We start from the raw sequence: 22,161 nt of genomic DNA, 5'->3' as shown, positions 1-22,161 counted from the left end.
CCAGCGGAACGTTACGTGAACAAATGCCGTCCTACAAGGGCTGACATTCGCGTTCGAGCCAGGCAAGATCCTCGCCCTCGAGCTGCGGCGCCAGGATCTCGCGCGTTTTCGCGTGATAGTCGTTCCACCACGCTATTTCACGGTCGGTAAGCATCGATTTGTCGACCAGCCGGCGATCGAGCGGGACATGCGTCAGCGTTTCGAAGGTGAGGTACTTGCCTTCGCTGCCATCTATCTTCGCATCGATGACAAGCACCAGGTTCTCGATCCGGATGCCGAATTCGCCTGCTTTGTAGTAGCCCGGCTCATTCGAAAGGATCATGCCCTCCTGCAATGGAGTTTCGGTGCCGGGAAATGCGCCGCCCGGCTTGGAGATACGCTGCGGGCCCTCGTGAACGGAGAGATAGCTGCCCACACCGTGGCCGGTGCCATGGCCGTAATCGACCCCGGCCTGCCACAGGTGCATGCGCGCAAGAGCATCCAGCGCGCCGCCCGATGTCTTGTCCGGGAAACGCGCAAGGTCGAGCTCGATATGGCCCTTGAGGACGCGGGTATTGCGATCGACCATTTCGGCGGTGGGCTCACCCGGACCAACCCACACGGTGCGGGTGATGTCGGTCGTGCCGTCGGGATACTGGCCGCCCGAATCACACAGATAGATGCTCGAAGGCGGGATCTTGATATTGCTGTCTTCGTCCACCTTGTAGTGCGGCAGCGCGGCATGGCCGGCTGCGGCGCTGATGGTGTCGAAGCTGGTATCCTTCATATCCGGGCTCAGGCCGCGAAATTCGCGCAGCTTGGCCGCCGCGGTGAGTTCGTCCACCTCGCCCGAGGGCGCGTTTTCCGCGATCCAGCGCAAATATTTCACGACCGCCGCACCGTCGCGCGCCTGCGCGTCGCGGTGGCCCTGCTGTTCCGCGGGATTCTTGATCGCCTTGGGAAGCACTGCCGGATCGGCATCGCGCACCACCTTCGCGCCGCCCTGTTCGAGCGCGTGGAAAATGCCCGCCACTGCGTGATTGGGATCGACCGCGACGGTCTTGCCCTGGAGACCTGCAAGCGCAGGCTGGAAATCGGCCCGGTCCCGCACGCTGACGGCATTGCCGAGGTGCTTGGTCAGTTCGGGGGTCACCTTTTCAGGGGCTATGAATAGCTCCGCCGTGCCATCGGCATGGGCGAGCACGTAGGATAGCGCGACGGGCGTATTGTCGACATCGGCACCGCGCATATTGAGCACCCAGGCAACCGAATCGAGCGCGGTGATAACCGTGGCATCATACCCTTCCTGCTTGAGCCAGTCGGCGATCTCCGCACGCTTGTCGGCGCTGGAACGACCTGCGAACTTGTCGTCATGCGGCACGGCGGCTGCAAGCGAAGGCTGCGGACGGTCGGCCCAGACCGCATCGATCGGATTGCCGTCGACCGGAACCAGTTCGATACCCTTCTTCGCAAAGAGCTTCTGCGCTTCTTCCGCCCATTCGATGCCGTGAAGCCAGGCATCGTAGCCGATTTTCGCCCCTTTCGGCGCATGTGCGGCGATCCACTTGGCGGGCGAGGTCGCTGGCACATCCTCGTAATCGTAGAGCTTGCCGTCCACCTGTTCGCGCACCTGGACGGTGTAACGCCCATCGGTGAACATCGCCGCCCTGTCTTTCAGCACGACGGCGCTGCCTGCGCTGCCGCCGAAGCCGGTCAGCCAGTGGAGGCGCTGGGCATAGGAGCCGACATATTCGCTCATATGCTCGTCGGAGATCGGAATTACGAAGCCATGAAGGCCGCGCTTGTCGAGTTCGGTGCGCAGCGCATCGAGGCGGGCTTCATGTGTCTGCATCAGCATTGGGAAGAATCCTTTCGTCGGGGCCGCTCGGCATTTGGGCGAAGCGGCGCTTGTCGCGGCTTGGTGCCGCGCATAATCGCTCCCCATCAATAGGGAATTGCGGCCTCTCTTTCCACCTTTGCGCCGCATGAGGAGGGACCATCCGTGACTTTCATTCGACTGGCTGCGTGCCTATCTGCCGCAACGCTGGCATTCGCCGCGCCTGCATATGCCCAGAATAGCGAAGGGAACTCCGTGACCTCACCCACCTCTCCGCCCACTGCCGAGAAGCGCGACTACAGCTACACGCACCACGGGATCACCATCTCCGATCCCTATCACTGGCTGAAGGACCAGAGCTATCCGACGATCGACGACGAAGATGTGCTCGATCATCTGAAGGCGGAAAACGCCTGGTTCGAAACGCGCATGGCGCCGCAACAGGCGCTGGTCGACGAGCTGTACGAGGAAATGAAAGCGCGTGTGAAGGAGGACGATTCCACTGTCCCGCAGCGCCGCGGAGAATGGCTTTACTGGTCGGAATTCGAGGAAGGCAAGGAGTATCGGAAGCATTACCGCAAGCCTGTTTCCGGGGGCGATCCGGTCTTGATCCTCGACGAAAACGGGATGGCCGAGGGTCACGACTATTTCCGCCTCGGCGCTTTCTCGATTTCGCAGGACGGGCGTTATCTCGCCTATTCCACGGATACCAACGGGTCGGAACGCTATACTGCGCGCATCAAGGATCTCGAAACCGGCGAATTGCTGGCCGACGAAATCCCCGGCATCCGCACAAATCTCACCTGGGTCGCGAACGACAAGGCACTCGTTTACGGCGAAGCCAATGAAAACTGGCGCACGCTCAACGCGAAGGTCCACTACCTCGGCACTCCGGCGTCCGAAGATATCGAGATCTACACGGAAGCCGACGAAAGTTTCGGGGTGGGCACCGGCTTGTCCGCACAGGAAGACTGGCTGATCATTGGAACCGGGGACAACGAAACGAGCGAGGTACGCCTCGTGCGGGCGGACGATCCGACCGGTGAGCAGATCCTCGTTTCTCCGCGCATCAAGGGCCGCGAATACGATGTCGATGTGCGCGACGGCACACTCTACATCCACACCAACGACGATCATGTGAATTTCCGCCTCGCCACTGCGAGTCTCGACAACCCCGGCGATTGGACCACGCTGATAGCGGGTTCGGACGAATTCTATCTCGACGGCTTCGAACTGTTCAAGGACTTCTACGTAACCGAAGGTCGCCTGCGCGGGCTCGACCAAATCCAGCTCCGGAGCTACGCCGATCCCAATCTGGTGAAGCCGGTGGCCTTCACCGAGGCCAGCTTTTCGACCGGCCTTTCCAACAATCCGGAATACGATCAGGACAGACTGCGCCTGTCCTACGCCAGCATGGTCACGCCGGACTCGGTCTATGATTATCATGTCGCGACAGGCGAACTGGAACTGCTGAAGCAGCAGGAAATACCGAGCGGCTACGATCCCAACCTTTACGAGGTCGAACGCATAGAAATTGCCGCGCGTGATGGAACGATGATCCCCGTCTCGATCGTCAGCCGGAAGGATCGCGAACAGGGCGGGCCGCTACATCTCTATGCCTATGGCGCCTACGGTTTCGCATATCCTCCCAGCTTCTCGACCACGCGCCTGAGCCTGGTGGATCGGGGCTATGCCTTCGCTATCGCGCATATCCGCGGGGGCGACGATCTGGGCCGGAACTGGTATCTGCAGGGCAAGCTCAACGAGCGTACCAACACCTTCAACGATTTTGTCGATGTGGCAAAGGGACTGATTGCGAAGGGGTACACGCAGCAGGGCAAGATCAGCGCCAGCGGCGGTTCTGCCGGGGGAGAACTGATGGGCGTGGTGGTCAACACCAATCCCGAGCTCTGGGGTGCGGTCGTGGCGCATGTCCCCTTCGTCGATGTGCTCAGCACCATGCTCGACAAGGACCTGCCGCTGACGCCGGGCGAATGGCCCGAATGGGGCAATCCGATCGAGAGCAAGCAGGCCTTCGCCTATATCCTGAGCTATTCGCCCTACGACCAGGTGGTCGCACAGGACTATCCGCCGCTGCTCGTAACCGCCGGTCTCAACGATCCGCGCGTAACCTATTGGGAGCCCGCCAAATGGGTCGCCAAGCTGCGCGAACTGAAGACCGACGATAACGAATTGCTGCTCAAGACCAATATGGGCGCAGGACATGGCGGAAAATCGGGACGTTTCGCCTCGATCTACGAAGTGGCCGAGGAGTATGCCTTCATTCTCTGGCAGATGGGTGAAGCGGATTGAGCTTGAAGTACCAGCAAAGGTTTACGGCCAGGCCCGAGCACATCGACGAGCTCGGGCACGTCAACAATACGGTCTGGGTCCGCTGGATCCAGGATATTGCCGTGGCGCACTGGGAGAGTGCGGCACGACCGGAAGACAGCGCCCAGTTCTTCTGGGTCGTGACGAGGCACGAAATCGATTACCGCGGGAACATATCCGAGGGGGAGACCGTCAACGGCGAGACCTGGATTGAGGGAGGGCCGCGCGGGGCGACTTCGATACGCCGTGTCGACTTCTGCAACGAGGCAGGCAAGGTAATCGTTTCTGCCGCCACGACCTGGGCCATGCTGGATCGTCAGACCCAGCGACCGGTCCGCGTGAGGCCAGAGATACTCGGTCCCTTTCGTCCCAATAACTAGGCAGCGACCGACCGGGGGTGCTCGGCGAGATCCTCTACCTGTCCCAGAACCTCGGAATGGGTCCGGTTGCGTCCCGCGCATTTCGCTGCATAGAGCAATCGGTCGCCCTGGGCGTAGAGCGTCTCGAAATTCGCTTCGGGCTCTGCGGCGATGGCCTTGAAATCGAGATAGCCCATGCTTGCCGTGACGGGGAATTGGACTTCATCCACCTCGGCCATGATGCGTGCGGTGACGGCTTTTCGGCGACCTTCCGCCTTTTGCGCTGCATCCTTGCCGCGCAAGAGGAGGAGGAATTCTTCGCCCCCGATGCGGAAAGCGATGAGATCTTCCTCGTCACCGGGGCTGAGTGCCCAGGCCGCGCTGCGGATTACGCGGTCGCCGACGGGATGCCCCAACTTGTCGTTGATCGCTTTGAATTGATCCAGATCGACCACAGCCATCGCATGGAATCCCTTGCGAACCAGATCGGCATAGCGCGCCTCTAGTGCACGCCGATTGAGCAAGCCGGTAAGATCGTCCAATTCGCTCAGAACTTCGAGATCGCGAGCTGCCATAAGTGCCTTGTCGCGTTCGCGGCGCAGAGTCATGAAGCGCTCGGCGACCGCGAGAGCCGTCGCGATGACTTCGAACAACAGGGCGAAGTTCTGCGGCCAGGTTTCATCGAATTCGAGACCTAACGCCGGCAGATATACACTGATCGTCTGAAGGACGACGACAGAGGCGAGAGGCGCAAAGCCGAGGATAAGATACGGTGCCATCTTGCTGCCGTGCCGTCGCGCTTGCCCCAAGATGGCAAAATAGGCGGCAAGAAGGATCAGGAATACGCCAAAATAGACGTGGTCGATCCATAATCCGAATGCTTCGGGGAAAAGCGTGGTCGATAGCCCGTTGAGTAACGTCAGCGCCACCATTCCCAGCAATATCTTCTTGTGTCTTCGGGTCAGGTGCAGGGGCTCGACGAAAGTCAGCGCGAACAGGAAGGTCGCGATTACCATCAGATCGAGGCTGAGATAGGTAATGATCAGCTCGGCCTTGAAAGACAGTCCCGAAACGAGCGGAAGCAGGCCGGAGACTGCTGCGGTTTGCAACGAAGCCATGATGCAGAAAGCGGCATGGAACAGAGGAAAATTCTCTCGAAGTGCCCTGAAGAATACGAAATCGAAGATCATCGGAGCGAGGAGCAGGCCGCATAATAGCGCTGCGAAAAGATGGATTACTCCGGCCGTTGCGCGTACCGAGGGTTCGACAACCAATTCGCCTTCAACCAGAGCTTCGGGCCAGTTGCCGTTGTCGAGGACCATCACCATGGCTTCGGTCGGTTCGTCCAGCCGGGGCAGCTCGGCGAGCGACTTCAGGCTCGAAGTGCCTAATTGCGTATCCCTGAAGGTGTAAACACGGGTGGCATGCCCTCCGTCACTGCTCAGCGCGATAATGGTGAGTTTCTCAAACGGATAACGATCGAACTCTATGAAGTGCGGCGGTTTCTTCGACCATGGTCCCTTTTCGAAATCGAAGCGGATGAAGTGCCGTTCCTGCTCCCAGTCGAATTTCGCTCCTTCGCAAATCCAGCCTGCAGCGTCGACCGCGCGCACCTCAACTCCGACGGAACTCTTGTCGGAGGTATGGCAGATGGATCCGGCAGGGAAGGGTTCTCGCGCTGAAACAGGCGGTGCCGCAAGCAACTGCATCGCCAGGAAGGCGATACAGATGAGGCGCATTGCGCGTATAATAGATATGGAGAGCACCCCGCCCATTGCTGCCGTTTACACGGCGGCACTTAAAGGAAGGTTACCGAAATGCGCGGGGGCGTTAACCCTTGCTGGAGAGCACCTCGGCTACCGGACGGTAATCGTAATTCAACTCCTGCGCGACAGCCTCATAGGTCACTTCGCCTTTATGGACGTTCAGCCCCGCGGCTAGGTGGGGGTCGTTGGCCATGGCATTTTTCCAGCCCATGCGCGCGATCCGAAGGGCGTGGGGCAGAGTGACGTTGTTGAGGGCATAGGTACTGGTGCGCGCCACTGCGCCAGGCATATTTGCAACGCAGTAGTGCACGATATCGTCAACGATATAGGTCGGTTCGGCATGCGTGGTGGGCTTGGAAGTCTCGAAGCAGCCGCCTTGGTCGATCGCCACATCGACGAGGACCGCGCCCTTCTGCATGTCCTTGAGCATCTCGCGCGTGATCAGCTTGGGTGCGGCGGCGCCCGGAATCAGCACGGCACCGATGACGAGGTCTGCCCCGCACACGGCATCGTGAAGGTTCGCTTGGTTCGAAAAGCGCGTTGCAGCGCGCGCTTCGAAATGCGTGCCGACCTTTTCCAGTACATCGGGATCGCGGTCGAGGATGGTTACATCGGCACCCAGCCCGACCGCCATTTGCGCCGCGTTGAAACCGACCACACCGCCACCGATTACCACAACCTTACCCGGCATCACGCCGGGTACGCCGCCAAGCAGTACGCCGCGTCCGCCATGCGCCTTTTCCAGCGCCGTCGCGCCCGCCTGCACGCTCATCCGCCCGGCGACCTGGCTCATGGGCTTGAGGAGGGGAAGCTGGCCGCGCGGCCCGGTGACGGTTTCGTAGGCGATTGCGGTCACGCCGCTTTCGACGAGGTCCCTAGTCTGCGCGGCATCGGGAGCAAGATGGAGATAGGTGTAAAGGATCTGGCCTTCGCGCAGTTTCTTGCGTTCGCCCGCCTGCGGTTCCTTGACCTTTACCACCATTTCGCATTCGGCGAAGATTTCATCGGGCGTATCGACGATTTTCGCGCCTGCTTCGATATATTGCTGGTCGGTCGCATCGATACCGCTTCCGGCCTGCGTCTCGATCCAGACCTCGTTGCCCTGAACGATCAGTTCCTTCGCGCTCTCCGGTGTCAGACCGACGCGATATTCGTGGTTCTTGATTTCCTTGGGACAACCGATGCGCATGGGGAATACTCCTTCTCTGCGCCGGGCCGTTACAAGTGATACCATCGCCCTGCAAGCACGGCAAAACCACTCGCAAGCTTATTGCGGCAGCGCGGCCCATTCGATTTCGATACTGTCGGTTTCGACGCTCTGGACTTGCGAAATCTCGATCCCCGCATCCCGCAAACGGCTCGCCAGATCTTCGGTTTCCTTCTCGGGCCCGCGCAGGACCAGGGGCAGCCCGATTCGCCTCGCGGCCCAGGAAATCGTGCGTTCTGCAACTGCGCCCCGATCCGTAATTCCTTCTTCGTCCAGGCCGATCTCGGGGAGCCCTTGAGGAGGAGGCCGCAAATGGACCGTCCACCCGGGAGTCTTGTCGGCGACGCGTTGCTCAAGTTCACGATATCCAGCAAGCGACAGGCCGGGCAGTGGCCTCGCCGCCGCCGATACCCTGCGTGTCTCCCGGTCGACCAACACATCCCCGCGCTCGACCCCTGCGGCCATCGCCATACGTTCGATCATTGCGGCAATCTGGCGTTCGGTCGCAGCGGCCTGTTCTGCCGCGCGGGCACGCGCGAGCTCTGCCTGTTCCGCTGCGCCGGGATCGGCACCGACGCGGAATTGCTCGATCCTCACCGTCAGGTTCGTGCCCAGCCGCTGACGCAGAACGCGGTCGATATCCTCATTGGCATCGGTATCGAATTCGGGGGTTAGGACCGTCGCAGTTATGTTCAGAGGATCGCTGTCCCAGTCGATAGACTGTTCGCTGATCCTTGCGCGCTCTCCGAATTCGGCCTGAACGACATTGGTGACGATACGCTGTGCATTGGCCTCCCAGGCGATTTGCCGGAGAGACAGGCCAAGCGGGATGGCGAGAGCTACCAGAATAGCGAAAATGCCGAAGTTCTGGAACCAGCCCTGCCTGCTGGAAAGGGTGGTCCGGAAGCCATAGAGACGCGCCATGATCGTTGCGGTCAAAGCTATGGCGAGGAAGTTCGTGAAGAACAGGCCCAGGGCCCCGAAGAACACCGTCCAGTTAAAGGTCGCAAGACCGAACCCGACTACGGCAAGGGGCGGCATCAGCGCAGTCGCGATCGCCACGCCGACGATCGTCCCCTCGCGTCCCCGGATCATGGCGTAGGAGCCCGCGATCGAGGAAAATAGCGCCACCATCAGATCGAACAGGTTGGGCCGCGTACGCGCCGCGATTTCCTCGGTAACGGTTTGCAGAGGTGAAACCACCACGATGAGCGCCGCGAACAGCACGGCCGCAATGCTGCCAAGTGCAAGCGACCTGGCGCTGATCTTCAGCCACTTTTGCTTGCCCGTTGCCAGGGCGAATCCGACCCCGAGAATCGGACTCATCAGAGGCGAGAGAAGCATGGCGCCGATCACTACCGCCGGGGAGGACAGCAGCAGTCCGAGAATTGCTATCCCGGCCGACATCATCACCATCAGAATGTAACGTGGCGTAGCCGGGCATTCGGTCGCAATCTTTGCGACAACGTCCTGATGATCTACTCCCGATCGCACCCTGTTGCGCCAATACTGGCGTAATGGAGCGATTGCGCGCCCGATCGGGGAAAATACCCAGCGTGCGGCACGTTCGGCCTCTTCATCGGCGGATGGATCTGCAGCGTTGACGTTCATCGGCGCTCTTTAGATCGGGTTTCCGTCCTGGTCGCGGAATATCTCGCGGCGGCCGACATGGTTTGCCGGTCCGACCAATCCTTCCGATTCCATTCGCTCGATCCACTTGGCCGCGGTGTTGTAACCCACGCCCATCTGGCGCTGGAGCCAGCTGCCCGAAGCTTTCTGGTTTTCGATCACGATCTGGCAGGCCTGGCGATACTTGCGCTCTTCCGGATTGTCGGAAGCGGTGAATTCGTCTTCGAAATTGAACCCGCCATCCTCCGGTTCCTCGGTCACGGCATCGACATAGTCCGGCTTGCCCTGTTCTCGCCAGTGATCGGCAACACGCTCGACCTCGTCGTCGGCCACGAAAGGACCGTGAACTCGCACGACCGCCCCGGTATTCGGCTTGTAGAGCATGTCTCCCTTGCCCAGCAGCTGTTCCGCCCCCTGCTCGCCGAGGATCGTGCGGCTGTCGATCCGGCTGGTCACCTTGAAGCTAATGCGGGTGGGCAGGTTGGCCTTGATCACGCCGGTGATGACATCGACAGAGGGGCGCTGTGTTGCCATGATCAGATGGATGCCTGCTGCGCGGCTCTTCTGCGAGAGGCGCTGGATCAGAACTTCGATTTCCTTGCCCACGGTGACCATCAGGTCGGCCAGTTCGTCGACGATCAGCACTATCAAAGGCAGCGGTTCGTAATCGAGCTGTTCTTCTTCGTAGAGTTCCTCACCCGTTTCCGGATCGAAACCCGTCTGCACGCGACGGCCGAGCGGGCTGCCCTTCTCGATGGCCTTTTTGACCTTCTCGTTGAAGCCCGCGATATTTCGGGAATTGACGCTACTCATCATCCGGTAGCGCTTTTCCATCTCCTCCACCGCCCATTTGAGCGCGCGGACCGATTTGGCCGGTTCGGTGACCACCGGGCTGAGGAGATGCGGAATGTCGTCGTAGGTCTTGAGTTCCAGCACCTTGGGATCGATCAGGATCAGGCGGCATTCGTCGGGCGTGAAACGATAGAGCAAAGACAGCAGGATTGCGTTCAACCCAACCGATTTGCCCGAACCTGTCGTACCGGCAACGAGCAGGTGCGGCATGGCGGCAAGGTCGGCGATGATCGGTTCGCCCGCGATATCCTTGCCGAGGATCATCGGCAGGCTGCCCTTGTGATCGACGAAGGCGCTCGAAGTCGCCAGTTCCTTGTAACTGACCATCTGACGGTCGGCATTGGGCAGTTCGATCCCAATCACCGTCTTGCCGGGGATAGGACTGACGCGCGCGCTGATCGCACTCATGTTGCGGGCGATGTCTTCCGCAAGCCCGACCACGCGGCTGGCCTTGATGCCCGGCGCGGGTTCGAGTTCGTACATGGTCACGACCGGACCTGCGCGAACGGCGGTAATCTCGCCTTTCACATTGAAATCGTCGAGTACGTTCTCCAGCAGGCGCGCGTTTCGCTCCAGCGCAATCTTGTCCAGCTTTGCGACCTTCTGCTCCGGCTGGTCGGCCAGCAGTTCATGGCTCGGCAATTGGTAATTGGCGAACATATCGCGCTGGCTGGGCTTGGCCGCAACGGAAGGCGCAGGCGCTGAAATGGGGTCTGCGATCTCGGGCACGCGGCGCGGGGCGCGTACCGGCTCGTCTTCCTCGGCCTGTTCGGCCGGCGGTTGTTTCGCCCGCCTTTGCTTCTTGGGGGCTAGCGGAAGATCAATGTCCGACAAGGGCGTGCGCCGTTTGAGGAATTCCGGCAAGGTGAAGAATTGCACCCAGTCGATGGCGAAAACCCTGGTGACGAGCGCAAGTCCGCCACCAAGCGCAGCAAGTCCGAGCGCAGCAATGATCCAGCCCGAGAAATCGCCGCCGAACCGGGTGGCAATGGCTTCGATGCTTCCCGCGCCGAGAAGGCCGGCAGTCCCCCCGCCGCCCGCCGGGAATGGTCCGGGGCTGCCTTTGAAGAGCAATGAGATGACCGTGCCGAGCAGGACCATCGCGAGGAGGAGCATGGCGAACGGGCTCCACCATTTCCCCGGAGTTTCTTCCTCGTCGGGGTCTTCGACTCCGGTCCACAACCTGCGCGCAGAAATCCAAAGTAGCGGCAAGAGCAGGAGTGCCGGTAATCCGAACCACAGGTAGGATTGATCTGCGGTCCAGGCCCCGCTCGCCCCCATCCAGTTTGCGATATCTGCGCCAGATGCAGCGGTTGAAGCGCTGGGATCGGTTTGCGTGTAGCTGACAAGCGCCAGGGAAAGGAACAACAGCAGCGCAAACAGCGCGCCTGCGCCGACCATATGTATGGCACGCCTCAGCGAGCGGCGAAAAGCCGCGCGCCAATCGGGTTTGGCGCCTGCGCGCGTTGCCATCTCGAATTTCCCTTCTGCCGCCTGAACTACATTATGAATCCTCGAAGAGTCCGAGGTCAAGCGCTCTTCGCCGAGGCGAGACCGTCGATCGCACCCCAACGCGGCCAGTGGAGTTCACGGGCCCGCTCATGCGTCATGCCGCCGAGGGCAATGACCGGTACGGGCGATTGCTGCGCCAGAGCGTGAAATCCCTCTATGCCGAGTATCGGCGCACCGGGATGCGATGCAGTCGCGAAGACGGGAGACAGGAAAATCGCATCCGCCTCCACCTGGGCTGCCCTGCGTATCTCGTCCTCATTATGCGCGGTCGCCAGACGCAATCCGGGCCCTGAGCGCCTGACATCGCCATAGGTCCCGTCGGCGCCCCAATCCTCCTCACCCGAGAGAATGACCACGTGTCCCATCTCGCGAGCGCATTTCGAAAGTTCACCGAAGCGATGCCGGCGCGCTTCGGATTCCAGATGATAGTGGCGAAAAACGAACCCGGAGCCACGGGGCATCGCCTTGAGGGAATCCTGCAGCACGGTGTCGTTGCGTGCATCGGAAAGCAGCCATAGCAGGGGAAGGGTCTGGTGCGAGGACATGCACACGCTATAGCGCGGGGCGATGGAAAAGGCAGACACACCGCTCCACAGCGTACAGCAAAAAATCCGGGAGGCCTGCCGCCGGGCGCGGCGCGGCGCGGATGAGGTGACATTGATCGCGGTCAGCAAGCGACATCCTGCTTCTGCGGTCGAACCGCTTCTGTTCGAAGGTCATCGCCACTTCGGCGAGAACCGCGTGCAGGAAGCGCAGGAGAAATGGCCCGCGCTGCGGGAGCGACATCCCGGGGTGCAGCTTCACCTCGTCGGCCAACTGCAATCGAACAAGGCGGAAGATGCTGCGGCATTATTCAATGTGATCCATTCTCTGGACCGGCCCAGCCTCGTCAAGGCGCTGGCTAAAGCATTCGACAAGACCGGCCGGCAAGTACCATGCTTTGTGCAGGTAGATATCGGTAATGAACCGCAAAAAGGCGGTTGCCCAGTCAGCGAACTGCCCGCCCTGCTTGCGCAGGCGCGCGATGCGGAAATTCCTCTCGCAGGTTTGATGTGTCTGCCGCCTGCTGATATCGAACCGGCCCCGTTCTTTGCGCTGCTCGACAAGCTGGCGCGCGACCACGGCCTGGAAGGGCGGAGCATGGGCATGAGCGGCGATTACGAAACCGCGATCATGCTCGGCGCAACGCATATTCGTGTCGGAACAGCGCTATTTGGCGAACGGCCAGCCAACTAAAAAGGGGCACCCGAAGGGCGCCCCTTTCCTCTCCAGATCCGGGATCGAGTTAGAATTCGGCCCGCACCGTCACACCATAGGTCCGCGGCTCCGCAAGGAACGCAGAATAGGTCTGCTGCGGGGCAACGAACGGCGTGTTGAAGGCCACCTGGGTGTAGTCCTCGTCGAACATGTTCTGCACCCAGCCTTCGATCGAGAAACGATCCGCAATGTTGGTCAGACCGATGCGTCCGTTCACTACAATGTAACCGTCCTGTTCCTTGCCGTACAACAGGTCGGAACCGGTATTGTAATCGCCGGTCATGCGACCATTGATGAAGACCAGACCCTTCATGCCCGAATTCCCGATATCCGGGGTCCATGTGAACGAGCTGGTAGCAACCCATTCGGGAGCGTTCGACAGATTATCGCCGGGAAGCAGGCGGAGGGCCGGGTCGAGAGGGGCACCCGAATCGCTGCCGACGAGATTATCCTCATAACTCGTGTCAGCGTAGGTAATACCCATCGTCATATTCACATTGCGCGTCGGGCTCAGGCTCGTTTCGAATTCAACACCCTGTGAAATCACGCCGGGCCCGACACTGTCCGGATCGCAGGCGCCCGTTGCGGGACTTGCATCCCGATCCAGCCCGCCAAGATCGTCGTCACAGCCATTGATGTTCTGCACGATGTAGAACGCCCCATTGAACGTGTTCAACTGGAAGTTGCTGAACTCCTGCCGGAAAGCGGTGAGCCCGAAACCCCAGAGTCGCTCTGAATACTTGAGGCCGATTTCAAAGGCATCGACCGTCTCTTCATCGAACTGCAGCGAGGCAGGATCGATGTTCGCGACATTAAAGGTCACCGGGTTGCCGAGCGCCGAACGGTCGAGGTTGAAACCGCCCGCCTTGTAGCCGCGCGAATAGGAGCCATAGACCATGAGGTCGTCGACTGGCTTCCAGCTCAACACCGCGGTCCCGGTAAATTCGTCCTCGTCACGCGTGTCGGCGATGGAGACGCCATCCAGCTCGGCAGTCGAGTTACCCTGGCACGACAGGGCGATCAGGCCGCCGGCAAGACCCGCAAGGGGCGTTGCCAAAAGGCCCGAAAGAAGTGCGCGGTTCTGCGGGCAGATGACGTTGTCGTTGCTGAATGTCGCGTCGAAATCCTTGGTTTCGCTGGTGTAACGCAGGCCAAGGGTAAGATCGAGCGTGTCGGTGATGTGGAAGATATTGTGCGTGAAAAACGCGAAATTTTCGCTCGTTTGATTGTAAACATCTCCGGTGCCGCCAAGATCGTTGACATTCGACAAATTGGTGATGCCCTGAAGGATAACCGGCGTAGCCGCGCCGAACGCTCCTGCGCCGCCATTGGCCGCCTGCAGTGCGCCACGCCCGAAGGCGCCGAGGCAATCCTGCTCGGACGGATTTGCAAGAGCCGGATTGATTGCCAAGGCGATACGGCAGCTCACGAATGTGCCGTACTGGTCGCCGAAGCGCAGGTTGTCGCGCACCTGCAGCTCTTCGTTAGCGTAATAGCCGCCTATCAGCCAGTCGAGGCGGTCATTGAAGGCAGTGCCGTTGAGCCGGAGTTCCTGCGTGAAGGTACCGAACTCGCGCGCGCCGGCATTGTTGCCGGGCTCGCGATAGAGAATATCCACCTGCGTATAATCGGTATCCGAACCCTGCGTGTTGGAATATTCGCGATAGGCGGTGATCGAAGTGAGTGTGGCATTGCCCAGGCTCCAGTTCAATTCGCCGGAAATGCCGTAGTCCTCGGTTTCGCCGGCATAGCTGCGGCCCGGGGTGACATAGATATCCCGATTATAGGTCGACTGGTTGAGGGCCGCCGGGTTCTGCCCGAGGCCGAGCAGGATATTGGTAATCGGGTTGCTGGTGCTCGTCAGCGCCGGGGAGCCTGGCACGGGACGGGCGAAGGGATCCAGGCCGGGCGAAACACGCGCAAGCGGGGCAACCTCGGGCTGTACGAAAGTCGCGGCGCAGCAAGCCTCGTCCTTCTTGGAATAGTCTCCGACCAAGCGGAAGCTGATATCCTCGCTGGGCTCGAAAAGGGCCTGCGCACGCACGAGATAACGGTCACGATTGTTGACGTCCGTATCGTTGACCACGTCGTTGTAAAAACCGTCGCGCTGGAAAAATACCCCATCGATCCTTGCGGCGACCGTCTCGCCGAGGGGAGCGTTGACCCCGCCTTCTACACGAATGGCGTCGAAATTCCCGTAGGTGAAATCGGCATAGCCGCCGAAGTTGAATTCGGGTTCGGCGGTGTAAATCGAGATAAGACCGGCAGATGCGTTGCGACCACCCAGAGTTCCCTGAGGACCGCGCAGGATTTCGATGCGGTCAAGCGGTCCGAGTTCGGACAGGGCATTGCCTGAACGCGAACGATAGACGCCATCGACGAAGACCGCGACCGAGCTTTCGAGGCCCGGGTTGTCACCCACTGTGCCGATGCCGCGGATACGGGCGGAGCCATTGGCCTCGTTGCCGGTCGAAGAAACGAGCAGCGACGGTGCAACCTGGTTGAGTTCACGAATGTCGCTGGTGCCGGAATTTTCCAATGTCTCGGAAGATACGGCGGAAATCGCGACCGGAACATCGGCCAGAACCTGTTCGCGCCCCTGTGCGGTCACGACGATCACGGGCGCCCCGTCATCTACGTCCGCATTGTCGACCATGTCGCCTTCTTCGGCGACTTCCTGTGCCATCGCCACCTGGGGCAGCAAGGTGAAGCCAGCGCCCAGAATGGCGAGTGTGCGCAACGAATGCTTAGTCTTCCTCATCGGGAAACCCTCTCCTCTGTTTATCTCTCGTAATAATCAGTGGCTGATTCGCAACCCAAGTGCAACAATGTTCCTGCAAACGTATGCTAAGCGTCTTCCAACCGTGCCTGCATTGCATCACCTGCCGCCTCTGCAAGCCTCGCTTCGAGCCGGTTCTGGCGTTCGCCCTCGGCCAGTTTATCGCCCGTCAGGTCCGTTACGTAGAATGTATCGACCGCACGTTCGCCGTAATTGGTGATATGGGCCGAATGGACCACCAGCCGGTGCTCGAACAACACGCGGGCAAGGCGATTGAGCAGCGCCGGTCGGTCGCGGGCATTGACCTCGATCACCGTAAACCGGTTTGAAGCCTTGTTGTCGAACAATACACGGGGGCTCACATCGAAGGCCTTGGACCTGCTGTGCGGCAATGGCCTCTGAGCCAGCCTGGGTGTCAGGTCGATCCGGTTGGCAAGCGCATCGGCAATGCTTTTCTTCAGCCGGTCGAGCTGCTGTTCTTCGCGGAATGGTGCACCATGCGGGTCCTGCACGAGGAAGTTGTCGAGCGCCCAGCCGGATCGCGTGGTGTGAATGCGCGCATCGATGATGTTGCCCCCGGCGAGGTGGATACCGCCCGCAATACGGTAGAAAAGACCGGGATGGTCCGCAGCAATCACGGTTACCAAGGTCGCGCCGCGCGCTTCGTAGAATTCGCAGTGCACCGATAGTTGGTGTTCCTGCTCGCGCGCCGCAGCATAATGCACGAGATTGAGTGCGATGATATCGACCGGTTCCGCGATCCAGTAGGCATCGTCGAGCGCTATGCCGAACTCCTCCACTAGGGCTGCTTTTTCTTCCAGGAGGTCGGCGACCTGCGCCTTCTTCGCGGCTACCTTCTCTGCGCGCCCTTGCCTCATGTGGCCGAGCCGGAGCCTTTCCGAAGACGCATCGTAGAGTTCGCCCAGCAGTTGGCCCTTCCAGCTGTTCCACGTGCCCGGCCCGACTGCCCGGATATCGACCGCCGTGAGAATGGCGAGGTGGCGCAGACGCTCGATGCTCTGCACCTGCGCCACATAGTCCTCGATCGTCTTGGGATCGGTGAGGTCGCGCTTCTGTGCGGTATGGCTCATCAGCAAGTGGTTCAGTACCAGCCAGGCGACGAGTTCCGTTTCGCTCTCCGACAAGCCGAACCGAGGGCACAATTCCTGCGCCACATCCGCACCCAGTACCGAATGATCGCCGCCGCGCCCCTTGGCGATATCGTGCAGCAGGACCGCAACATAGGCGACCCGGCGCGAGCCTACCTTGTGGATCAGCCGCGAAGCACGCGGATGATCGTGCTTGAGCTCGCCCTTCTCGATCTTGTTGAGCAGGCCGATCGCCCGGATGGTGTGTTCATCCACCGTATAGTGGTGATACATATCGAACTGCATCTGCGCGTTGACCCTGCCGAAATCCGGCACGAACCGGCCGAAAACGCCCGCCTCGTTCATCCAGCGCAGCACCAGCTCGGGATCGTTCCGCCCGCACAGCAGGTCGAGGAATATGGCGTTGGCACGCGGGTCTTCGCGCACCGCCTGATCGATCAATTTGGCATCCCTGTTGGCCTGCCGCATGGTCTCGGGGTGAATTTCGAGACCTTCGGCTTCCGCAATCTGGAATATCTCGATCAGCCGCACGGGATCCCTGGCAAACCAGTCGTCCGAAGGCGCGGCGATACGCCCTCCGAAGACCCGGTATCCCTTCACCATGCGCGGCTTGGGCTTGAACCCGGCGAAAAACCCTTTCCGCGCCGATCGCTGGGCAAGGTCATCCTCGATATGGGCGAGAAACACGCCCGTCAGGCTGCCCACGCGCTTCGCCTGCATGAAATAGAACTGCATGAACCGTTCGACCGCGCTCTTGCCGGGGCGGTCGGCGTAATTCATGCGCTCGGCCACTTGCCGCTGGAGATCGAAGGTCAACCGGTCCTCAGTGCGCCCGGTTAGGATATGCATGTGGCACCGCACGGCGAGCAGGAAACGCTCCGCCCGGCGGAAGCTGCGGTATTCCGCATCCGTCATCAGACCGGCATCGACGAGTTCGGAGGCGCTGGAGACGCGGTGGATGAACTTCCCGATCCAGTAGAGTGTCTGCAAATCGCGCAAGCCGCCCTTGCCGTCCTTTACATTGGGTTCGACGACATAGCGGCTGTCGCCCATGCGCTTGTGGCGCGCGTTTCGCTCTTCCAGCTTCTGCGTCAGGAACGCCTGCTCGCTGCCTCTGACGACCTCGCGCGTATAGCGCTGCTCTCCTTCATCGTAGAGCGAACGATCGCCCCAGACATAGCGCCCCTCGAGCAATGCCGTACGGATGGTAAGGTCGTCCTTCGCCAGCCGGATCGCCTCGTCGAGAGTACGGGTGGAATGGCCGATCTTGAGGCCAAGGTCCCACATCAGATAGAGCATGGCCTCGACCACCTGCTCGCACCAGGCGTTCCGCCGTTCCCCCACGAGGAAGGCGATGTCGACATCCGAATATGGCGCCATTTCGCTGCGCCCATATCCGCCGACGGCCATGACCGCGAGCCGTTCACCTGCACTGCGATTGGGGTTGGGATAGGTGTGCTGGGTGACGTATTCGTGGATTACGCGAACGAGCTGGTCGACGAGAAAGGAATAGCCGCCGGCCACGGCATGGCCCGCCGACGGATGCTCTTCCAGACGCCGCTCCATTTCGCCGCGCCCCCGGTCGAGTGCCTGCTTCAGCAGCTCGACGACCGGCTGGCGCGACGAATTTCCATGCTCCTCGACCAGCGCTTCGATCCGGGAAGCAATTTCACGCCGGTCGAAGATCGCGCGCTGGTCGGTGATGACAGGTTCGGTCAAGCGGCGGTGATACTCTGGGCGTAGGTGGATTTCACGCTGCGCTTGTCGACCTTCTGCGTGCCGAGGCGCGGCAGGTGGTCACTCGAATGCCAGACGTGGGCGGGAACCTTGAAGGCCGCAATATGCTCGCGCAGGAAATCCTGCAGTTCTTCGGGGCTCAGATCCTTGCCTTCATGGGTGAAATAGACCGCCGCGGGAATTTCACCGAACCGTTCGTCGGGAACGCCGAACACGCTGCATTCCGCAACTGCCGGATGCGCATAGATCGCTTCTTCCACCTCGATACAGGAGATATTCTCGCCGCCGCGGATGATGATGTCCTTCTTGCGATCGACGATGAAGAGATACTCGTCTTCATCGAGATAACCCAGGTCGCCCGTGCGAAAATAGGCATCCTTGGTGTAAGCCGCTTCTGTCGCCTTGTCGTTTTTCCAATATCCGAGGAAATTGGCGACGGACCGGATGCAGACTTCGCCCACTTCGCCTGTTGCGAGCTTGTTGCCGTCGTCATCGAGGATCGCCATGTCGACCAGCGGCTTGGAGGGCATGCCGGTCGAACCGGGTTTTGCCATGTAATTTTCGTTGAGATTGCCGCAGCCGACCGCGTTGGTTTCGGTAAGGCCATAGCCAAGCAGCGGGAAACCGTTGGGGAACGCCTCCTTAATCTTGGTCACATGCTCGGGCGGACGCGGGGCGCCGCCTGCGGCAAAGCTCTTGCACTGCGACAGGTCGAACTGGTCGCGATCCGGATGCGTTGCCATTTCGTAGCTCATCAGGGGAACGCCAACGAAATAGGTAATTTTCTCCTCGTCGAGAAGTCTGAGCGCCTCGCGCGCATCCCATTTGGGCATGAGCACCAGCTTGCGCCCGAGCGCAAAGCTCTGGAGGAAAAGCGGCACTTCGCCGGTAACATGGAACAATGGTACAGCGACCAGCGCGCTCGGCTGGACGGTCGGCGCCTCGCCGCGTTCGGTCAGGATTTGCAGGATCATCGCGGTCTGCGCGACATAGTTCATCGTACCGGACACGACGCCGAGATGATCGGAATAGGCACCCTTGGGATTGCCGGTCGATCCGGAAGTATAGAGAATGGTGGCGAGATCGTCAGGCCCGATCTGGCCCAGCATCTGCATTGCGGTGTCGCCTTCCGCCCAGATCGGGGCCAGCCCATCCGAAGGGACGCCATGATCGAATACGACGATCTTCGACTTGATGTCCTGGCCTTCCATCCGTTTGGCGCGCTGCGGATCGGCAAGCACCAGCGAACATTCGCACAGGTCGATGCCGTAGGCCATTTCCTCGCCGGTCCACCAGCCGTTGAGCAAAGTGGCGCAGCCGCCCGCCATCAGCGTGCCCATATAGGCCAGTATCCAGTTGACGGAATTGCGCGCTGCGATGCCGACGCGATCTCCCTTCTTCAATCCGTGCTTCGTTACCAGGCCATGCGCAACGCATGCCGCGGCGCCATAGACTTGTCCGAAGGTCAATCGCAGCTCGCCATCGACGATGAAAAGGTCGTCCTTCTTCTCATTGGCGAAATGCGCGAAATAATGCGCCAGGCTGGGCGGTGCGTTCTTGAAGGCGGGCATCTCCACGCCGCGGCGTTCGATGGGGGTGGTTTCGAACATCTGGCCGGGTGCAGTCACGGCGGCGGTGAAGCGATGGATATCCTTGTCGAGATCGGTCGGCATTTTCGTGTCTGGTCCTCTCCATTGACGAGCGCGGGCAAAATCGCCCCGTTCCCGCCATAAGCTGGGAACAGTGCGAGACAGGCTTTCCCCAAAAGGCCTGCTATGCCAAAAGCCGCCCCCGAGACGGGTCGCGCGATGCGGCTTTCGATATTCTCTAAGGGGATAAGACCTTGCTGTCACTACTGGCTGCGACTGCGGCTGCATCCGAACCGATCCAGTGGGCGGAACTGGGCCTGCGCCCCTATCTGTTCGAGATCGGCAGCTTCCAGCTGCGCTACTACTCGCTGGCCTATCTGCTGGCGATTCTGTTCGCCTATTGGCATTTGTCGAAAATGATCAAATCGCCCGGCGCGCCGATGGCGCAGCGTCATGCCGACGATCTGTTCTTCTACTGCACACTGGGCGTGATCATTGGCGGCCGACTGGGCTATGCGGCGTTCTACCAGCCCGACCTTTTCGGCGGAGTCGAACTGTTCCAGCTCTGGAACGGCGGAATGAGCTTCCACGGCGGGGTGATTGGCGTGCTCGTCGCCATTACCTGGGTTGCCTGGCGCGGCGCGCTGAACTGGCTGCGCGTATGCGATTACATCGCGGTCAACGTTCCGATCGGTTACATGCTTGGCCGGATCGCCAATTTCATCAATGGCGAGCTCTACGGCCGCCCGGTCGAAGGCGATCTCGCTTGGGCGATGGTCTTTCCCGGTGGTGGCGAGATCGCCCGCCACCCGAGCCAGCTCTATCAGGCGGGGCTGGAAGGATTGCTGCTCGGCGTGCTGCTGATCGCGCTCTTCTGGACGACACGGGCACGTTATCGTGCGGGCCTGCTGGTCGGACTGTTCACTATCGGAATGGGTGCCGGGCGTTTCATAAACGAGTTTTTCCGCGAGCCCGACGCCCATCTTGCCTACCGGGTGGCCGAAACAGGCCTCAGCCAGGGCCAGTGGCTTAGCCTTCCAATGATCGCAGTCGGCGTGGCGGTGATGATCTATGCCTTAGTCAAACCTCCGGTCGGCGGGACAAAAGGCTCGACCACGCCCCAGACGGCATGAGCGGCGCCGGGTCCTCAACCGACCTCGCCGCTACTTTTCGCCGGTTGATAGAGCGGCACGGGCCCATGCCCGTGTCGCGTTATATGGGCGAAAACAATGCGCGCTATTATGCGGCTCGCGATCCTCTTGGCAGCGCAGGCGATTTTACTACCGCGCCCGAAATCAGCCAGATGTTCGGGGAGATGGTGGGATTGTGGCTGGCCGATCTCTGGAACCGCTCGGGCCGGCCCGATGCTACCTATGTCGAGCTGGGGCCCGGACGCGGGACGCTGGCACGCGACGCCTTGAGGGCGATGGCCAGCCAGGGAATCTCCCCCTCGGTCCATCTGGTCGAGGGGTCTGAGTCCCTGCGGAAACTGCAGGCCGACACGCTAAGCCAGGCACAATTCCACGACAGTATCGATACCCTTCCCGAAGACCGGCCGCTTTACATCGTGGCTAATGAATTTCTTGACGCGCTGCCGATCCGGCAGCTTGTCATGACGGAGCGGGGCTGGCGCGAACGGATGGTCGCTCTCGAAGACGACCGTTTTGTCTTCGCCGCCGGGCACAGCCCGATGGACGATGCCGTGCCCGAACATCACCGCAGCCATCCTATCGGTACGGTGATCGAAACCTGTCCCGCCGCCGCCGCCACGGTCGAAGAGATTGCCCGCCGGATCGACATTCAGGGCGGCGCTGCACTGTTCATCGATTACGGTTATCTCACGTCGCAGACCGGCGAGACGTTGCAAGCCGTCCGCGCGCATAAGAAAGTGGGCGTGTTCGATGCTCCGGGCGAAATGGACCTTACCGCGCTGGTCGATTTTGCGACTCTCGGGGAAATGGCGAGACGCGCAGGCCTCGCTGTCAATACTGCCACGCAAGGGGCGTGGCTGAGCGCAATGGGAATAGACCTGCGCGCACAGGCGCTTACACAACGTGCCCCGGATCGCACCGAGGAGCTTGCCCGCGCGCGCGACCGGCTGATCGGACCGGACCAGATGGGCGAATTGTTCAAGGTCATGGCGCTTACGCCGCGCGGTGCGCCTCGCGGGGCGGGCTTCGGCTGACGTTCATCCCCTATCTGGCATTTCCGCGACAAG

General features: G+C 60.7%; 14 protein-coding genes. 5 read left to right on the top strand and 9 right to left on the bottom strand.

The genetic code is table 11. The features are described 5' to 3' along the window. Positions 1-31: 31 nt before the first annotated feature. Positions 32-1,837, bottom strand: coding sequence for an aminopeptidase P family protein (locus tag AC13CE_RS04835; RefSeq protein WP_482971693.1), 1,806 nt, complete (start codon positions 1,835-1,837; stop codon positions 32-34). A gap of 144 nt (positions 1,838-1,981) precedes the next feature. On the opposite strand from AC13CE_RS04835, the gene AC13CE_RS04830 reads away from it, so the two are divergent. Continuing rightward, on the top strand, positions 1,982-4,129 hold the full coding sequence (locus tag AC13CE_RS04830) for a S9 family peptidase (RefSeq protein WP_482971692.1): 2,148 nt from the start codon (positions 1,982-1,984) through the stop codon (positions 4,127-4,129). Next, positions 4,126-4,527, top strand: coding sequence for an acyl-CoA thioesterase (locus AC13CE_RS04825; protein ID WP_482971691.1), 402 nt, complete (start codon positions 4,126-4,128; stop codon positions 4,525-4,527). Before AC13CE_RS04830 ends, AC13CE_RS04825 begins: the two co-directional genes overlap by 4 nt. On the opposite strand, the gene AC13CE_RS04820 is transcribed toward AC13CE_RS04825, so the two are convergent. The 5 genes from AC13CE_RS04820 to AC13CE_RS04800 all read right to left on the bottom strand — a co-directional run bounded on the left by AC13CE_RS04820 (position 4,524) and on the right by AC13CE_RS04800 (position 12,017). Beyond that, on the bottom strand, positions 4,524-6,245 hold the full coding sequence (locus AC13CE_RS04820) for a sensor domain-containing diguanylate cyclase (protein ID WP_482971690.1): 1,722 nt from the start codon (positions 6,243-6,245) through the stop codon (positions 4,524-4,526). The genes AC13CE_RS04825 and AC13CE_RS04820 overlap by 4 nt on opposite strands. A 91-nt stretch (positions 6,246-6,336) precedes the next feature. Then, positions 6,337-7,461: an alanine dehydrogenase gene (gene ald / locus AC13CE_RS04815; RefSeq protein ID WP_221540652.1), complete on the bottom strand. Its 1,125-nt coding sequence runs from the start codon at positions 7,459-7,461 to the stop codon at positions 6,337-6,339. A gap of 78 nt (positions 7,462-7,539) precedes the next feature. Further along, positions 7,540-9,090 (bottom strand): DUF389 domain-containing protein, encoded by a 1,551-nt coding sequence (locus AC13CE_RS04810; protein WP_482971689.1) that lies wholly within the window; start codon positions 9,088-9,090, stop codon positions 7,540-7,542. Positions 9,091-9,099: 9 nt separating this feature from the next. Then, the gene (locus tag AC13CE_RS04805) at positions 9,100-11,433 is read right to left on the bottom strand and encodes a DNA translocase FtsK (protein ID WP_482971688.1); all 2,334 of its coding nucleotides are present in this window, start codon (positions 11,431-11,433) and stop codon (positions 9,100-9,102) included. A gap of 56 nt (positions 11,434-11,489) precedes the next feature. Further along, complete coding sequence (locus AC13CE_RS04800; RefSeq protein WP_482971687.1) at positions 11,490-12,017, bottom strand: thiamine phosphate synthase; 528 nt, start codon at positions 12,015-12,017, stop codon at positions 11,490-11,492. A 22-nt stretch (positions 12,018-12,039) separates the two neighbouring features. Between AC13CE_RS04800 and AC13CE_RS04795 the strand changes: the two genes are divergently transcribed. Beyond that, a complete protein-coding gene (locus tag AC13CE_RS04795) occupies positions 12,040-12,708 on the top strand; it encodes a YggS family pyridoxal phosphate-dependent enzyme (protein WP_482971686.1) in 669 nt (222 codons plus the stop codon). Positions 12,709-12,757: 49 nt separating this feature from the next. On the opposite strand, the gene AC13CE_RS04790 is transcribed toward AC13CE_RS04795, so the two are convergent. From AC13CE_RS04790 to AC13CE_RS04780, 3 genes are all read right to left on the bottom strand, one after another. After that, the gene (locus AC13CE_RS04790; protein WP_482971685.1) at positions 12,758-15,490 is read right to left on the bottom strand and encodes a TonB-dependent receptor; all 2,733 of its coding nucleotides are present in this window, start codon (positions 15,488-15,490) and stop codon (positions 12,758-12,760) included. 86 nt (positions 15,491-15,576) lie between these two features. Beyond that, the gene (locus tag AC13CE_RS04785) at positions 15,577-18,336 is read right to left on the bottom strand and encodes a [protein-PII] uridylyltransferase (protein WP_221540641.1); all 2,760 of its coding nucleotides are present in this window, start codon (positions 18,334-18,336) and stop codon (positions 15,577-15,579) included. Beyond that, positions 18,333-20,027 carry a class I adenylate-forming enzyme family protein gene (locus AC13CE_RS04780; protein WP_482971684.1) on the bottom strand — a complete coding sequence of 565 codons (1,695 nt, stop codon included), beginning with the start codon at positions 20,025-20,027 and terminating at the stop codon, positions 18,333-18,335. The genes AC13CE_RS04785 and AC13CE_RS04780 overlap by 4 nt, the downstream gene beginning before the upstream one ends. A 170-nt stretch (positions 20,028-20,197) precedes the next feature. Between AC13CE_RS04780 and lgt the strand changes: the two genes are divergently transcribed. Together lgt and AC13CE_RS04770 are read left to right on the top strand one after the other, a co-directional pair. Further along, positions 20,198-21,076 carry a prolipoprotein diacylglyceryl transferase gene (gene lgt / locus AC13CE_RS04775; RefSeq protein WP_221540637.1) on the top strand — a complete coding sequence of 293 codons (879 nt, stop codon included), beginning with the start codon at positions 20,198-20,200 and terminating at the stop codon, positions 21,074-21,076. Next, positions 21,073-22,128 carry a class I SAM-dependent methyltransferase gene (locus AC13CE_RS04770; RefSeq protein ID WP_482971683.1) on the top strand — a complete coding sequence of 352 codons (1,056 nt, stop codon included), beginning with the start codon at positions 21,073-21,075 and terminating at the stop codon, positions 22,126-22,128. Before lgt ends, AC13CE_RS04770 begins: the two co-directional genes overlap by 4 nt. Positions 22,129-22,161: the final 33 nt, after the last annotated feature.

This window comes from Qipengyuania sp. B-5, from assembly GCF_056857815.1.
The sequence above is the reverse complement of the archived record's forward strand: the minus strand, read 5'-3'. Positions and strand labels throughout refer to the sequence as shown.